Source organism: Nostoc sp. (genome assembly GCF_036919615.1).
Lineage (GTDB): Bacteria > Cyanobacteriota > Cyanobacteriia > Cyanobacteriales > Nostocaceae > Nostoc.
This window is the reverse complement of record NZ_JBALCN010000046.1, coordinates 220,936-236,137: the sequence shown is the minus strand read 5'-3', so window position 1 is coordinate 236,137 and position 15,202 is coordinate 220,936. Positions and strand designations below refer to the sequence as shown.

The following is a 15,202-nucleotide window of genomic DNA, read 5'->3' as shown; positions in this document are numbered from 1 at the left end:
GAATTAGAAAGCTAAAACTGTTAGATCATAAGCCTTGCAGCCTTTCATGGATTCATGCAGCTTCACAGTAATTTGGTATTAGAAATCTGACGTTGTTGAATCAGGGGAATGCAAATGATAAATTCAGCACCAACTCCTGGTTGCGAAACGCATTCTAAAGAACCGCCATGTCTTTCTGTGATAATTTGGTAACTAATAGCCAGCCCCATCCCTGTACCTTGTCCAACGGGCTTGGTTGTAAAAAAGGGATTAAATAGTTGCTTTTTAACATCTTCTGGTATTCCCAGTCCGTTGTCGGCAATGCTAATTGTGACTTGATTTGGCGTTGGTAATTGGGTGCGAATATAAATTCGGGGATTATCCATCAGAGCTTGTTTTTTCGTTGCCCACCGACCTCTAACCACCGAATCTTCTAAAGCATCGATCGCATTCACTAAAATATTCAAAAATACCTGGTTTAACTGCCCAGCATAACATTCAATCAACGGAATATTGCCATATTCTTTGATCACCTCAATTTGGGGGCGCCAGTCAGTAGGCTTGAGGCGGCTATTGATGAGCACCATCGTACTATCAATTCCCTCATGTATATTAACCGCTTTCATTTCCGTTTCATCTAAGCGTGAGAAAGTCCGCAGAGAAAGTACAATCCCTCGAATCCGCTCTGCTCCCATCATCATTGATTTGAATAATTGGGGTAAGTCTGACTTCAAAAAGTCTAGTTCAATTAAATCTGTAAACTTTTCAATTGTCTTGACTGATTGGGGGTAATGTTTTTGGTAGAGTTCTAACAGTGAAATTAATTTTTGAGTGTATTCATCAGCCGGGTGAAGGTTGCCGTAAATAAAGCTAACTGGGTTGTTAATTTCATGTGCAATCCCTGCTACCAGTTGTCCCAAAGCCGACATTTTTTCACTTTGCACCATCTGTATCTGGGTGCGATGTAATTCTTTTAAAGTGGTTTGCAATTGGTCATTTTTTTGGTTTAATGCTTGGGTGCGTTCTTTCACCCTGTCTTCTAGTTCTGCGTACAAACACGCATTCTCTAAGGAGATTGCTGCTTGGGACATTAATAGATGCAAAATTTCTAGGCGATCGCGCGTAAACGCTCCCACCGTCAGGTTATTTTCTAAGTATAAAATGCCAATCAACTTACCTCGGTTGAGAATTGGCGTACAGAGAATACTCTTGGGTGAGTGGTGCAGCATATAAGGGTCAGCCGCTAGCGTTGGCTCAACTACTGCATTCTCAATCACAGCCAAGGTGAGGGTATTTTTGACCCGATTGATCAGGGCAACAGGTACTGTTTGATGATCGTCAAAGGGCAGCGAACACAAGACAATGGCAGGTTGTTCGAGTTGGGAGAGGGCTTCAATTAACCAGCGATCTCCTTTTGGCATCAGCAACGCACATTTATCAGCTCCGGCATTTTTGAGTATCACCTGAAGTAGGGTCGAGAGTAATTTCTCCAACTCAATTTCACTCGATAAAAATTGAGAAGCTTTGAGAATAGTCCCCAGATCGAGGGATTCTGAGAGGCTAGTATTACTGAAGGTGTAAGTTTGGATCGGATGAGAGGAGATCGGAATTATCGTTTCTGTCGGGTTGAAAGATGATTGCTGTTTTTGCAAAATTGTTACGAGTAGTTGGGGATAACGGGTTTCTAAATCAACCACCTTGGCTAATGCTCCCCATCGGGCATAACAGTAATACGCCTCAGTCATGTAAGCTTGAGCAACTTTTTCTTTGCCCCAATCGAGATAGAATTTGGCGGCAAGTTCGTTGGCAAGGGCTTCTTCGTTGAGGAATTGGTTTTCTTTGGCGAGGGCGATGGCGCGATCGTATTGTTCCATCGCCTCTGCTTTGTTGCCCAAAATCCGACACTTTTCTGCCTCAACTAAATGCCATTTATGCAGATAATTTATAGGAGCATTTTGCGCCCACTGATGCAGCGTGCTTTGATCGGTTTCTACCTGAGCCAAAATTTCCGCTTGCTCAGTTTCTGACTGCATGGGGAAGATTGCCAATTGCGTCAAAGCGCCATAGAAATGGAAAATGGGAATAGAAATCCCGCCTCCTACCGAAAACAGATAGAGTTTGGCTTGAGCGATGTATTCTAATCCGTTTTTGTAATAACCAAAGATGTATGCAAGCAATAATTTATAGATGTAGCCAACTGCGACCGGAGTTAATTCATTGTTCTGCTGGTGCTTAGGACGCATCACCGTTTCATTGTAGATAGTTCCAACTAAGCAATCTGGTTGGCTCACGGTTTCCCTAAGGTTTCTCAGCACCTGCCGCTGTATATCTAAATAGGCTTGAGAAGAATATTGTTTTGTCTGTGCCATCACAGCACTGTAATTGGCTGCTTCAACTTCACAGGTGTCTAATTCTCCTCCAGCGAAAAATTTAGTATTTATGTAAACTCCTATGTTGTAGCCAGCGTTGAGAAAATCGCCAGTTTCTATGCCTGCCGTATAGCCAGCTTTCAGGGTTGGTACTACTGCCAAGAAAGCTTCTTGCCGATGCTGAATAAATAACCCAAACAAGAATAGAACTAAGGATTTGAGTTCCGGTAGATTGAATCGATCTAGTAAATTCAATGCGACTTCACCAAATTTATAGCCCGTTTTCACATCTTGGAAAACAGCACACAGCAACATCCCGTGAATAGCATACCCCACCATAGATGCTGGCGCATTCCCAAACTGGAGGGATAAACGTACCATTGTTGTGCTTAAGAAAGGCAGTAAACCCCGATTTCCCTGCGATATCGTGCCAACTAATACTCCTAACAGTTGCATTGCTGCCACTGATGTGGGATCGCTCATCAATGGCAAATCAACCAGTTCTTCAAGCTGTCTGCCGCTTAGTTGATGGTTCAGGTTTTGTAAGGCTACGTCAATTTTGGCTTCGTCTACTTCCGTTGGGAGTTCTACCCCCAATTGTGCTAGAGCCTCTCTGCCAACTACGATCGCCTCTAACATCTGGCCTTGGGCAGTCAGGGCGATAATTTGAATCTCGTAAATTTTTACTTTGTCTAAAATCGTCTGGGCATTCTGCAACACCTGTGCTGCCATCTGTTCCATACCCTCAAAGTCACCATTCAAATAGCTGACTTCGGTGACCGCGACATAGAGATTTAGGGTCAAATTATACTGACTTTGCCAACAATCCACCTTTAGTAGATCGATTCCAGTTTGTAAATACATTCTGGCGACGGCATAGGCAGTTGAATTTCTGGCTTTACTGCCAGCTTTGAAATTGAGTTGAGCTAAGGCTTGCCGTTCCTTTGGTTGATTGATTAATGCTTGTCCTTGGTTCAAATGTCCAACAATATCGAATAATTTTTCTTCTCGTTCTATTTCTGAAAAGTTTTGCTGAAGTAACTGTCCAATTTTGAGATGGACTGTTTGCTTTTGGTGATCAGGAATCAAAAAATAAGCTGCTTGTTGAACGCGATCGTGCAAAAATCTATAAGTCGGATTCGCTGTTACATCAGAAACTGAGGCACTGTCAGACTCAATAAAAAACTTATATATTTCTGTATTCGGAATAATTAACCCTTCTTGCAACGCTTTCCATAAATCAGCCGCTGCATGTTCTAAGGATTTTTCTGAGACAATCGCTAAAGCCACCAGATCAAACTGTGTTCCAATACAAGCTGCCAGTTTGAGCATATTCTGAGTCTCGTTCGGCAATTTCTGTAATTGCAGTGCCATAAACTCCACTACATCATCTGTAATTGCTAAGGCTTTGACTTGAGGAATATTACACTGCCAATATTGAATCTCCCAATCAAAACTAATTAGCTTGTCATCATGTAATGCCTTAAGAAACTGTATAGCAAAAAAGGGATTACCTTGGGATTTTTGAGCCACCAATTTGGTCAATGGTTCGGCAATAAATAACTCGCAATTGAGCGTATCTGCCACCAAATGATTCATATCTGGTTCGCTTAATGATGACAAAGTAATCGTATTCACTGTTACCCCAGTTTTGACGATATCATCCACTGTTAAGATAAATGGATGGACGGGCGAAACTTCATTATCTCGATAAGCACCTAATACTAATAAATATCCTATCTCTTGCATCAATAATTGTAGCAAATTCAGCGATGCGGAATCTGCCCATTGCAAGTCATCTAAAAATATTACTAAAGGATGTTCAGCACTGGTAAAAACTTGCACGAATTTTGGAAAGAGCATATTAAAGCGATTTTGGGCAGCACTTCCTGATAGTTCTGCTGCTGGTGATTGTTTACCGATAATCTTTTCTAATTCAGGAATTACGTCAATCAAGACTTGCCCATTGTCGGCAACGGCTTCCAGAATCTTGCTTTTCCAGACTTGCAGTTGTGCATCTGATTCTGAGAGCAATTGCCCCATCAAATCGCGGAAGGCTTGGACAAAGGCACTGAAGGGGATGTTGCGCTGGAATTGGTCATATTTCCCTTTAATAAAATAACCACGTTGGCGGACAATCGGTTTATGAACTTCGTTGACAACTGCTGTTTTCCCAATTCCAGAAAAACCTGCTACCAACATCATTTCAGTTGCACCAAGACTAACTCGCTCAAATGCTTGCAGGAGGATTTCTACCTCGGTTTCTCGACCGTAGAGTTTTTCTCTGATGATAAAGCGATCGCACACATCCCGTTGGGCAATTGGGAAACTCTTAATTTCACTAGAAACTTGTAGCTGCTCTAAACAAGTTTCTAAATCAAACTTCAGTCCCAAGGCACTTTGATAGCGGTATTCAGCATTTTTTGCCATGAGTTTCATCACAATGTCACCCAAAACTTGAGGAATCTCCTCACTTTTAACTTTTGACTTTTGACTTTTGACTTCCCGAAGGGAGGGTGGAAGTTTCGCAATATGACAATGCACCAATTCCATCGGATCATTGGATTGAAAGGGTAAAACTCCAGTGAGTAATTCATAAAAAGTGACCCCGACTGAATAAAAGTCAGTCCGGTAATCAATCCCCCGATTCATTCTTCCTGTTTGTTCTGGGGAAATATATGCAAGTGTCCCTTCCAACACATTGGGATTGATTAGGGTTTGAGTTTCCCGTGGTAGTAAAGATGCAATACTAAAATCAATTAATTTAACTTCTTTTGTTTCGGGATTAATTAAAATATTGTTGGGTTTAATATCTTTATGAATAATCCGCTCTCGATAGAGAATATCTAAGGTATTGCAGAGTGCGATCGCTATCTGCAAAAATTCCTGTAGAGACGCGATATATTGCGTCTCTACAGAGATGAAATAATCTTTTAAAGAAATCCCTCCAAAATCTTCCATCACCAATGCATAGCCATTTTGGCAGGGTTCTAGGCTGTAAGTGGCGATGATTAGGGGTGAGTTGAGATTTTTGGCAATGGTATACTGATTGCGAAACTGTACCAATTCGCTAAAACCCGGATATGGATTTTTCAGCAGTTTAATCACCACAGGTTTGTGGTCAGTCTCTCGATAACCCCGATACACTAGGGTTCTAGAACCATTGTAGAGTTGTTCACTTACTTGATATCCGGGAATACTGGCTAGAGTACTTACCATACAGCTAAATCCTGAAGACTTTCAGATTTAGTATTCCCAGAGATAGTTCTACTTAATCATTCGTTAGAGACAAGATCCCCGACTTCCTAAAAGTTGTCAAAAATCTGTAACTTTCAATTCTCACAAATCAAAGAGAATGAATAATAACTTATACTGGTACTGGGATTTTTATGACAAATTCTATCCCCTCACTGATAATAGAGTTAGCACTCAATTTTCTGACGTGGTTTTTTTCAACGATTTGACGAGCGATCGCCAATCTTAAACCCGTTCCTTTACTGACAGATTTAGTAGTAAATAAATGGTCAAATTTTTTTGGTTTTACCGATTTACTCATCCCTTGATCATTTCATTTTCAATTAATATTTGAATGTTAATCCAGTTGGGATTTGCTTGAACTTCTGCAAATTTAATTTGACCTACTTACTTAACCAGGACTTACGCACAGGTAACGGAAAATCGTAGACGCATACTCCTACGGAGAAGCAAGCTACGCGGAGCGTCTGTCTGCGACACGCTGCGCGAACGTAGAGAAGCGGCTTGCCGCAGGCTACCGCAGAGAAGCCAGTGCGCCCTTACAGTTAAGAAACTTGTCTCTTGCGCGTCTCCCCGCAGGAGTTGCAACTGGCGCGACACGGAAAAATAAAAGTTTCAGAGAGTTCTTGCGTAAGTCCTATTAACTTGCAACATCATTATTCTAAGTGGTAGTGATAATTATTCCCATAAGGAGAATTGCTGGATTGATAATTTTACTGATACAACAGTCTAGAGTTCAAAGCTATATTGCAGAATGCTGTACCACAGGGGTGAAATTTATGAAATTTAGCGTCGTCATCAGTACCTATAATCGCTTGAACCTGTTGCAAAGAGCAATTAACTCGGCTCGTAACCAAACGATTGAGTGTGAGGTGGTTATTGCCGACGACTGTTCATCTGATGATACCCAAACCTATGTCAAAAGCTTAGGGGACAAGGTTGTTTACCATCGTCACGAAGTGAACCTTGGCCATGCAGCAACGGTAAATGCTGGAGTTGCCAAAGCTAGCGGCGACTGGATTAAGTTTTTAGATGATGACGACTATTTAGCACCCAACTGTATAGAAGAGATGGCGAAGGCGATCGCACTGCGTCCCGATGCTGTAATCTGCTCTTGTGTGGCGGCTCAGGTGGATGGCAATGAAGTTGAACTCAGTCGCACCCCCCAAGTTGGCCCCGGATTAGCTTTTTATGTCCCACAAGCCGATATTCACTACGGTATGCTCTTAGAACTTGTACCCTTTGGTACGCCTGTACAAGTAGCTTGCCGGCGTGATGCTTTTCTACAAACTGGTGGTTGGGACTCCACACTTGATGCTAACTGTGATGACATCGACTCCTGGATTAGGATTGCTCAGTTTGGCGATGCTATTTTCTTCAATCAGTGTCTTGCTTACCGGACTATCTGGCCCGGTGCGTATAATCAGAAGTTTTCTTTGTCTCGGCGGTTGGCTACAAATATTTTGATGAAGGAGAAAATTTATGCCTTGGTAAATGACCAACATCGCTCAAAGATTCCCGTCTTTCAAGATATAAAAAATTACCTGAAACTTCATTGGATTTTAGTAGCACTGAAGCAAAAAAATCTCAAGAGTTTTCTTTCAATGATAGATCCATCTATACTTTCTCCTCAGTCTTGGAAGTTTTTGCTAACTGCTGCCTCATCACGCCGCTCTCAAGGACAAAATTCTGAGGTTCGTAAACTTGTATTGATTGAGTCATAGCTTTTTAAACGTTGACGATAGTTTTTACTATTGCAATTTATACCATTTAGAAAAAATATTGCCTGCTTTTGTTTAAAGGAGGGATTATAAGTTGTAATTTCAATTCGATAATATTTATCTTTTTCTACAACAATAAGGCTATAAGGACTGAAATAGCAGATTCAGTCTTCAGAATTTTGGAGTTTTACCCCGATTTATCGAGCCGTTACTGAATAAGTCTTTAAGCTAAGTAACTGGTTAGAAGCGCTCTTAGTCAGTAGCTAGTGGTCAATTTTACGCACTACTAACTACTTTTGAGTTGTCGCTAAAGACCTCAATAATTACAGCAGATTGCAACTTCTCTTCTTAGGCTACACCAAGGTGAGATACAGATTGTCAGAGGGGCACAACATGTTGTGCCCCTACCCGTTTACTTCATTTACCTGCAATAGGCTGTATGTTGATTTACACTCAGTTACTTATCTTGATTTTTTATACATATCTCAAAGATTATGCGAATCATACATATTTTGAACCACGTTCAAGAAATAGGTAACGGTATTGTGAATGTGGCTGTGGATCTTGCTTGTTTACAGGCAAAATCTGGTCATGAAATAGCGGTTATTTCTGCTGGTGGTGAATACGAAAAATTACTAAATACTTATGGCGTCAAGCACTACCAACTAGACCAAACCAGGAAACCGATAAGTATTATCAAAGCGGCTATGCGTTACCGAGCGATCGCAGTAGAATTTCAGCCGGATATTGTTCATGCACATATGATGACAGGAGTCATACTAGCACGCATTTTTAAACGGCACAAGTATGCTTTAGTTTCTACAGTCCACAACGAATTTCAGCGTTCCAGCCTGCTGATGGGTTTAGCTGATAGAGTAATTGCTGTCAGCAAAGCTGTGCGAGATTCTATGGCAAAGCGCGGTATATCAAAAAACAAGTTGCGGGTGGTATGCAACGGAACTTTGGGCAGTCCCCGCACGCGACAAATACAGGATTATCAACCTTTACCATTACACCGTCCAGCGATCGCCACCGTAGCCGGGATGTATCAACGTAAGGGAATCACTGAGTTAATCGCTGCCTTTGAACAAATTGCCTCAGATTTTCCCCAAGTGCACCTTTATTTGGTAGGAAATGGCCCTGATAAACAGCTATTTGAGGCACAAGCACAAGCAACTTCTGTAAAAGAACGCATTCATTTTGAAGGCTTCCAGGCTGAACCTCAATGCTATCTCATATCTTGTGACATATTTGTGTTGGCTTCCCATCGTGACCCTTGCCCTCTGGTACTTTCGGAAGCTAGGGAAGCTGGAACTGCGATCATTGGCACTCAGGTAGATGGGATTCCTGAAGCTTTGGACAATGGGCAAGCAGGTCTTTTAGTCCCAGTAAAAGATAGTAATATTTTAGCTGGGGTTTTAGTGCAATTACTGAGTAATCCTGATATGCTGCATGAGTGGAAACAGCGGGCAAATCAAAATCTAGAGTGGCTGAGTGTTGCCCGCGTCCATCAGGAAATACTGGTAGTGTATCGTGAGTTAATTACAGAGTAAAAGTGTTAACAGTGTAGCGATCGCTTTAGTTTTAAAGCTACGCCTAAAGCACCAAAGAGCAGTACACTCAAAACGCTAGTTGATTCTGGAATAGCGGTATAAGAACCAGCCACTCTTATCGGCCCATCTTTATCCGCTTTCTCTGGTGGCACTGATGGAATGATTCCAGCACCTGGCGCTAAATTGGGCAGGGTATGCTACCGGGGCATTATCTTTGAGCGGATTTGCGTTTAGATTGAAGAACCGAAGTGTTGCTGTTGCTTGCACTATCCCAGTTTTCGCATCAAATGTCGCACGAGAATCGGTTTTGGCAATTCTACCGGGTAATGTCCTTGTTGGGTAACTGAAGTCGAGTGTCGTGGCGGTAATCTCTCTGTCTGAGGTACACTTCCAACTGCCCTGTGTCTCACCATAGGGTTGGACAGAGGGAACACCACTTTGGTTTGAAGCAGTGGCAAAAATGTTGCCATCTTCGGTGAACGTTGTAATCCCACGAAACGAACCGAAGTCACCAGAGTTTGTCGTGAGGTACGTGCCTGTCACCAATTTACAACAATCCGTTATGGATTCAGCTTCGGCTTTGTGCAGATTCACAAAGTTCGGAATAGTGAGTGCCGACAAGACACAAATCGTTAACGTGGCAAAACCATTAAAAGGGCTGCGGATAAATAACTGTAGCATAATAAATTTCTCTAAATAGCCTGGTGATTTCAGCAGTAAATGATCTTAACTGGAAATATAGGAATTCTATATTTTTTCTACTAAAAAATTAAATTAATATATATCTTAAGATAGATTTTTAATATAAAAGCCTTCTTAAGATAGTGTTTTAATAATTAATTATGAAATAATGATTTTATACGTAAATAGAATTTATGTAACTCATGCAAAAAAAATAATCAATCCAATAACAATAAAAAGACAAATCTTAAAATTATTAAAAATTTAATATCACCCGGTTAAGATTTTTAGTATTTCTATATAAAAACATCAATAAAAAACTTTAAAAAATACGATTAGCATCAATAGTTATGAATCCAAAACAAGATGATACGCCAATAACCCGTGTAGAATTAGAAAAAATAATTCAAAATTTTTCCAATGATACAATAAAACCATTATCTGATAATATTAAAGATTTATCTTTACAAATCAAATATCTACGTCAAGAAATAAATAAATATCAACAAAATAGTTTATTACCAAAACTTCGCTACCTGCTTGCAGAAGATTGCCGGGTTCTGTCACCTTTTGTGTGACTACGCCAGTGATGGGGGATGTGAGTTGAGCGTAAGAACTGCGCTCTTTGGTTTGGGCAACTAATGCCTGTTGGGCCAACACTCTGCCTTGAGCAGCAGCAACGGCTTGCTGTTCTGTACGGACTTGTTCTTGAGCTGCCCGCAGTGCCTGGGCGGCTGTTTGCGCCTGGGTACGTGCTTGTTGAGCGGTTTGTTCAGCGATCGCTCCAGCTTTGAATAGATTTTGTTGGCGTTGTGAGTCTGCCTAAGCTTGTACCACTTCTAGCCGTGCCCGTTCAACGTCTGCACGGGCATTGCTTACCTGATTGGTTGCCCTAGCTACTTCTGATTTGAGGGCTGCTAGTTCTGCTTCTGCTTGCTTTAATTCGGTCAAAAGTATGGCATCATCTAACTGCCCGATGTTTTGTCCAAGCTTTACCGGATCGCCCACATCTAAGTTCAAAGCCAATAACCGGGCTTCCACCTGCGATCGCACTGATATAATCCGAAAGGGTGTTGTATTACCTGTATATTCTGGTTGTTTTTGCAGCAAGTCAGTTCGAGCGATCGCCACATCTACATCTGTTGCACTACCACCACGTTGTCCAATACCAAAACTCTGAGATTCTGCATCAGCCGATTCCTTAGGCAGTGATCCGCAAGCCATCAGCAGTCCTATGCCCAGCAAACAGGGAATCAATAATATTGATGCAAAAGGAGAAGACCCCTTTGTGTGAACGCTACTCTTTACATCTGCGACAGCTACATCAGTCTTCACAACTGAATCTAACAGGATATTAATTACCTGGTTAGCGGCTGCCAAATGTGAGATTTTCGCCTGCTTTTGCGGCTTATTTCTGTCCAAAATCATTTATTTTTCTCCTATTTGGGGAGCTTTTGGGGTTAAACAGCCGTGCATTACCAAGTAATTTTGAGACATATGACTAATGGAAAGTGGCGAGAGTCAGCTCCTTTGGGAAAGTCAAAAGTCAAAAGTCAAAAGTCAAATATTTTGAACCCCATAAATAAATTTAGGCGATGCCCTGAGCTTGTCCTGAGCGTAGCCGAAGGGCGGCGTCGTAAAGCCTGCGGCATAGCTTCGCTTAAGGCGCAGCCTAAGAAGAGAAGGGCGGCGTCGAAGTAGTCGAGGCTTTAATTCTTTAATCTAAAATCTAAAATTGGCACGGTCAATTAGCTATCTTATTGCAAAATTTTGGCTCAAAAACTACTTCTTATTAAAAAAAACTCTCACTACCTTAACTCATTATATCAAGCAGGATTACTTTTTCTGCCGATGTTACATCTAGCATTTACGTCGGCATGAATTTTTAAACCATCCTTACTCACATATCACGCATGTTCATTACTTTAATCGAAGTAAGCTTGGGGAAAAACGTGATTAAAAACGTCGATTTTCACTGCGGAGTATGATTAATTGATATCAGGTCTCATAAATTCCAACCAGCCGTGCTTGCTCAATGACATGATCTGCGATCGCATCAAGGAGTTGCTCTCGGTTCAAGCCTGGTTTCAGGTCGAGTTTGTTGTTTAAGGCGTACAGCCAGAAATAGTAGTGATGAGGCCCATGCCCTGCTGGTGGAGCAGGGCCAGTATATCCTGGCTGATTGCCACTATTTATACCTTCAATGAATTTACTGCCATCTGCTTGGGTAAGCTGACTAACGGTTGGTTTAATGCCGTAGATTGTCCAGTGAGTGAATCCGCGAGGCAGGGGCGCATCTGGATCATGGCAAATCAATACCAGTTGTTGAGTTTCCGACGGCACTCCGCTCCACTTTAGTGGGGGTGAAATATTTTCGCCTTCACTGGTGTAGCGTTTAGGAATCCGTTCGAGGTTAGTAAATGCAGGGCTGACAATCTGTAGATTTTTGATGTTCAAGACCATTGGCAATCTCCTTTCGATGCAACAGAGTGAGTTAACTTGCTCAAGCAGCGGTGTCTCAGTGTTCATATCGATGGTGATTTCATTCGTTGTCCAAAACAACATCCAATGGATATAAGTCAAGGGTGAATTTCACAAGCAACGCCTGTAAATTAACATCCCATCATACCTTTGGAGTTGTCATCTCAAATAGTTTTCCAATCTTTGTATACTCAACTGGCCCACCTAAGCGCGTAATCGGCTGCATCCCTATAGTATCAACTAACCCCAAATCTTGGCGATATAAGTCTTCACGCACATGAAATCGTAACACTCGACCCAATACCATCACATTATTGGTTCCTTCCACTGTCACTATTTGTGTGACTTTACACTCCATTGCCACAGGTGAGCTTTCAATCCGCAAGGGTCGGACATCTGTAGCAGCAATAGCTTTTAAGTTTGCTTTTTCAAACTCGTTAACTCCATAGGGAAATTCCGTTCCTGTTTGAACCATTGCATGAGACAGTGTTTCATCCACCACATGACACACAAATTCATCAACTTCATGAATATTGCGTAACGTGTCTTTTTCTTTTGGTTCACGTCTATGGTATGCGACTGAGAACATAATCGTTGGTGGAAAACCTGCTACTGCATTGAAAAACGAATACGGGGCAAGATTAGGAATTCCAAAGGCACTAATTGTAGACACCCATGCAATTGGGCGAGGAGCAACGATGCTTGTCAATAAATTGTAAGGAGCAGGGTCTTTCATTTCCTGCGGCACAAATGATAACATAAAATTCTATAATCTTGCGGGTGATTGAAAGTATTTAGTGAATACTAAAAAGGAAATTATTCAAGAGCTTATCCAAAAGTCCCTTACCTAAGTTCAATACTATTTGTCCATTTTTGGTATGGCTCTTTGGTGATTACAACCCAGACTTTGTGTTGAAGCCAAATTCAGCCTGTAGAGAGATATTTTAACTGAGCGCAATAGACCTCCGATGAAAATAAAGAGTCTCAAATTAAGACTTTTGCAAGAAGTTTAAAGTAGTCTGCCAAAAATATAAGTTACGGAAAATCAGTATTCTGTGCTAACTCTCATGATAGATAAATGACTCAAATTGACAACTATCCTGCGGGGCATGATTTCAGGCGTATTTTCGCTTATCCTGGGTAAGAGAACCTGTGATGCCTGCGGCGGTAAACAACGCAATCAGTCTCATGCATATACTCTAATCGTTAATGGGCGGCAATCGACTCGTGTTTGACACTAGCAGCCATGCACAATGACCAGTCATCACATTGTTTTAATTGGGACTGCTTGCTCAAGCTGACAAACGGCTAGAAACAGAAAAATAAGCAATCAAATGAACGAATTACAAGCAATTTTAGAAGGCTTAGAGTCAAGTCAAAAAATTGGTGAAATCACTTTCCTTGCCACTGTAGTCAAAACCCAAGGTTCAACCTATCGCCGACCGGGTGCGAAAATGTTGATTACAAATACAGGTCGGATGATCGGAACAATCAGCGCTGGTTGCCTGGAAAACGATGTATTTGAGCATACTCAACAACGAATGTCAGACGGCAAACCAATTGTTGTTACTTACGATAACACCGCCTCTGAAGATATTCTTTGGGGCTTTGGTCTGGGGTGCAATGGGATAGTGCAAGTTCTCATCGAACGTCTTGAGAGAGAAAGTACACCGAATGCGATCGCTTTTACACAGGAGTGCTTTAATAAAAAACATTTGGGTATTATTGCTACAGTCTTTGCCTTTGAAGGCGCAGTAGATGTAAAACTTGGGTCGCGCTTACTGCTGTATCCAAATGGTAAAATTCTCACTGACATCAAAGATCCAAATTTAATTCAATCTCTGATTGCAGATACTCAAGCAGCCTTGGCTAATCAAAAGTCAAGCGTAAACAACTATCAGTTACCTTTAGGTAGTGCCGAAGTTTTTATCGAAGTCATCCAACCACCCACGCCTTTAGTAATATTTGGTGCAGGTTATGACGCTGTACCCGTAGCCCAGTTTGCTCAAGCGTTAGGTTGGGACGTTACTGTAGTTGATTGTCGAGCTAATCAGGCAACTAAAACGCGATTTCCTATGGCTTGTGATGTCATTCTTAGTCGGCGAGAAATTGTACACAAACAGGTGTTTATAGATGTGCACACAGTTGCTGTAGTGATGACGCATAATTATCTTGACGACCTGGAAATTTTGAAAATGTTGCTGCCATCTCTTGCACGCTATATAGGCGTTTTAGGCCCAAAGGCGCGGACTGAAAGATTGCTTGAAGATTTACATCTACAAGGAATAGTTTATCCTATTGAACAATTAAAAAGATTGCATGGGCCTGTTGGGATTGACATCGGAGCAGATACACCTGAAGGAATAGCGATCGCTATTATTGCTGAAATTCAAGCAGTGCTAACAAACCGCAGTGGTAATTTTTTAAGAAATCGCAATCAACCAATTCACCAATCCTATGAAAGTAATTTAAACTTGCTAGTTAGCACATAGTTTTTATCTGTTATGGTATTTAACACTGAGCAAATAGATAATGAAAAATCAAGCATAGCCATTATGATTCTTGCTGCTGGTGCATCTAGTCGTATGGGTACACCTAAACAACTATTGCTTTACCAAGGACGTAGTTTTTTGCAATATATTACAGAAATGGCGATCGCTTCAGTTTGTCAACCTGTAGTAGTAGTACTTGGAGCAAATGCAGAACAGATTTATCCCCAAATTAAGCAACTTCCTGTTAGAGTAGTTAATAACTTGGATTGGGCTTGTGGAATGAGTGCTTCAATCAAGAGCGGTATTGAATTGTTAAATAATCTTCCTCAAAAAATAGAAGCAGTAGTTATTACACTTTGCGATCAGCCATTTGTTTCTCACCAAATTATTAATCAACTTGTTGATGCATATTATTCGGCAAATAAACCGATTATTGCTTGTGAATATGCAGGTACATTAGGTGTGCCTGCTCTATTTAGTCAGATATTTTTTTCAGAACTTGCTGCTTTGAAAGAAACTTCAGGAGCAAAAAAAGTTATTAATAATAACCTCAATGAAGTGTTTTCTATTCCGTTTCCACTAGGAGATATCGATATTGATACACCAAAGGATTACGAACAATTGCTATCAATTACTACGCAGAACTAATTTATTGTACTGCTATGATATTC

At 41.2% G+C, this 15,202-nt stretch carries 11 protein-coding genes and 1 pseudogene; 5 read left to right on the top strand and 7 right to left on the bottom strand.

What is annotated here, in order from left to right; translation table 11 throughout:
• Window positions 1–62: 62 nt before the first annotated feature.
• Both V7K48_RS15595 and V7K48_RS15590 read right to left on the bottom strand, forming a co-directional pair.
• The gene (locus tag V7K48_RS15595) at window positions 63–5,567 is read right to left on the bottom strand and encodes a trifunctional serine/threonine-protein kinase/ATP-binding protein/sensor histidine kinase (protein WP_335073897.1); all 5,505 of its coding nucleotides are present in this window, start codon (window positions 5,565–5,567) and stop codon (window positions 63–65) included.
• 148 nt (window positions 5,568–5,715) lie between these two features.
• Window positions 5,716–5,904 (bottom strand): hypothetical protein, encoded by a 189-nt coding sequence (locus V7K48_RS15590; protein WP_335073895.1) that lies wholly within the window; start codon window positions 5,902–5,904, stop codon window positions 5,716–5,718.
• 478 nt (window positions 5,905–6,382) lie between these two features.
• Here V7K48_RS15590 and V7K48_RS15585 point away from each other — a divergent pair, with 478 nt between their 5' ends.
• Both V7K48_RS15585 and V7K48_RS15580 read left to right on the top strand, forming a co-directional pair.
• A complete protein-coding gene (locus tag V7K48_RS15585; protein WP_335073893.1) occupies window positions 6,383–7,327 on the top strand; it encodes a glycosyltransferase family 2 protein in 945 nt (314 codons plus the stop codon).
• 491 nt (window positions 7,328–7,818) lie between these two features.
• Window positions 7,819–8,877: a glycosyltransferase gene (locus tag V7K48_RS15580; RefSeq protein ID WP_335073891.1), complete on the top strand. Its 1,059-nt coding sequence runs from the start codon at window positions 7,819–7,821 to the stop codon at window positions 8,875–8,877.
• Between the two features lie 5 nt (window positions 8,878–8,882).
• On the opposite strand, the gene V7K48_RS15575 is transcribed toward V7K48_RS15580, so the two are convergent.
• On the bottom strand, window positions 8,883–9,029 hold the full coding sequence (locus tag V7K48_RS15575; RefSeq protein ID WP_335073889.1) for a hypothetical protein: 147 nt from the start codon (window positions 9,027–9,029) through the stop codon (window positions 8,883–8,885).
• A complete protein-coding gene (locus V7K48_RS15570; RefSeq protein ID WP_335073887.1) occupies window positions 9,007–9,558 on the bottom strand; it encodes a hypothetical protein in 552 nt (183 codons plus the stop codon). Before V7K48_RS15570 ends, V7K48_RS15575 begins: the two co-directional genes overlap by 23 nt.
• Window positions 9,559–9,908: 350 nt before the next feature.
• On the opposite strand from V7K48_RS15570, the gene V7K48_RS15565 reads away from it, so the two are divergent.
• Entirely contained in the window at window positions 9,909–10,136 is a 228-nt protein-coding gene (locus tag V7K48_RS15565) for a hypothetical protein (RefSeq protein WP_335073934.1), read from the top strand.
• Here V7K48_RS15565 and V7K48_RS15560 read toward each other — a convergent pair.
• From V7K48_RS15560 to V7K48_RS15550, 3 genes and pseudogenes are all read right to left on the bottom strand, one after another.
• Window positions 10,039–10,986, bottom strand: a pseudogene (locus V7K48_RS15560) (HlyD family secretion protein); the annotation flags it as partial. The gene V7K48_RS15565 and the pseudogene V7K48_RS15560 sit on opposite strands and share 98 nt — an antisense overlap.
• Before the next feature lie 570 nt (window positions 10,987–11,556).
• The gene (locus V7K48_RS15555) at window positions 11,557–12,021 is read right to left on the bottom strand and encodes a YbhB/YbcL family Raf kinase inhibitor-like protein (protein ID WP_335073885.1); all 465 of its coding nucleotides are present in this window, start codon (window positions 12,019–12,021) and stop codon (window positions 11,557–11,559) included.
• A 160-nt stretch (window positions 12,022–12,181) separates the two neighbouring features.
• Complete coding sequence (locus tag V7K48_RS15550) at window positions 12,182–12,775, bottom strand: flavin reductase family protein (protein WP_335073883.1); 594 nt, start codon at window positions 12,773–12,775, stop codon at window positions 12,182–12,184.
• Between the two features lie 598 nt (window positions 12,776–13,373).
• On the opposite strand from V7K48_RS15550, the gene V7K48_RS15545 reads away from it, so the two are divergent.
• Window positions 13,374–14,531 carry an XdhC family protein gene (locus tag V7K48_RS15545; RefSeq protein ID WP_335073881.1) on the top strand — a complete coding sequence of 386 codons (1,158 nt, stop codon included), beginning with the start codon at window positions 13,374–13,376 and terminating at the stop codon, window positions 14,529–14,531.
• Window positions 14,532–14,543: 12 nt separating this feature from the next.
• Entirely contained in the window at window positions 14,544–15,179 is a 636-nt protein-coding gene (locus V7K48_RS15540) for a nucleotidyltransferase family protein (protein WP_335073879.1), read from the top strand.
• Window positions 15,180–15,202 lie beyond the last annotated feature (23 nt).

Bases quoted from the DNA above. Each gene is read 5' to 3' on its own strand.
- V7K48_RS15595 (WP_335073897.1), bottom strand. From the start codon at position 5,567: ATGGTAAGTACTCTAGCCAGTATTCCCGGATATCAAGTAAGTGAACAA.
- V7K48_RS15590 (WP_335073895.1), bottom strand. From the start codon at position 5,904: ATGAGTAAATCGGTAAAACCAAAAAAATTTGACCATTTATTTACTACT.
- V7K48_RS15585 (WP_335073893.1), top strand. From the start codon at position 6,383: ATGAAATTTAGCGTCGTCATCAGTACCTATAATCGCTTGAACCTGTTG.
- V7K48_RS15580 (WP_335073891.1), top strand. From the start codon at position 7,819: ATGCGAATCATACATATTTTGAACCACGTTCAAGAAATAGGTAACGGT.
- V7K48_RS15570 (WP_335073887.1), bottom strand. From the start codon at position 9,558: ATGCTACAGTTATTTATCCGCAGCCCTTTTAATGGTTTTGCCACGTTA.
- V7K48_RS15565 (WP_335073934.1), top strand. From the start codon at position 9,909: ATGAATCCAAAACAAGATGATACGCCAATAACCCGTGTAGAATTAGAA.
- V7K48_RS15555 (WP_335073885.1), bottom strand. From the start codon at position 12,021: ATGGTCTTGAACATCAAAAATCTACAGATTGTCAGCCCTGCATTTACT.
- V7K48_RS15550 (WP_335073883.1), bottom strand. From the start codon at position 12,775: ATGAAAGACCCTGCTCCTTACAATTTATTGACAAGCATCGTTGCTCCT.
- V7K48_RS15545 (WP_335073881.1), top strand. From the start codon at position 13,374: ATGAACGAATTACAAGCAATTTTAGAAGGCTTAGAGTCAAGTCAAAAA.
- V7K48_RS15540 (WP_335073879.1), top strand. From the start codon at position 14,544: ATGGTATTTAACACTGAGCAAATAGATAATGAAAAATCAAGCATAGCC.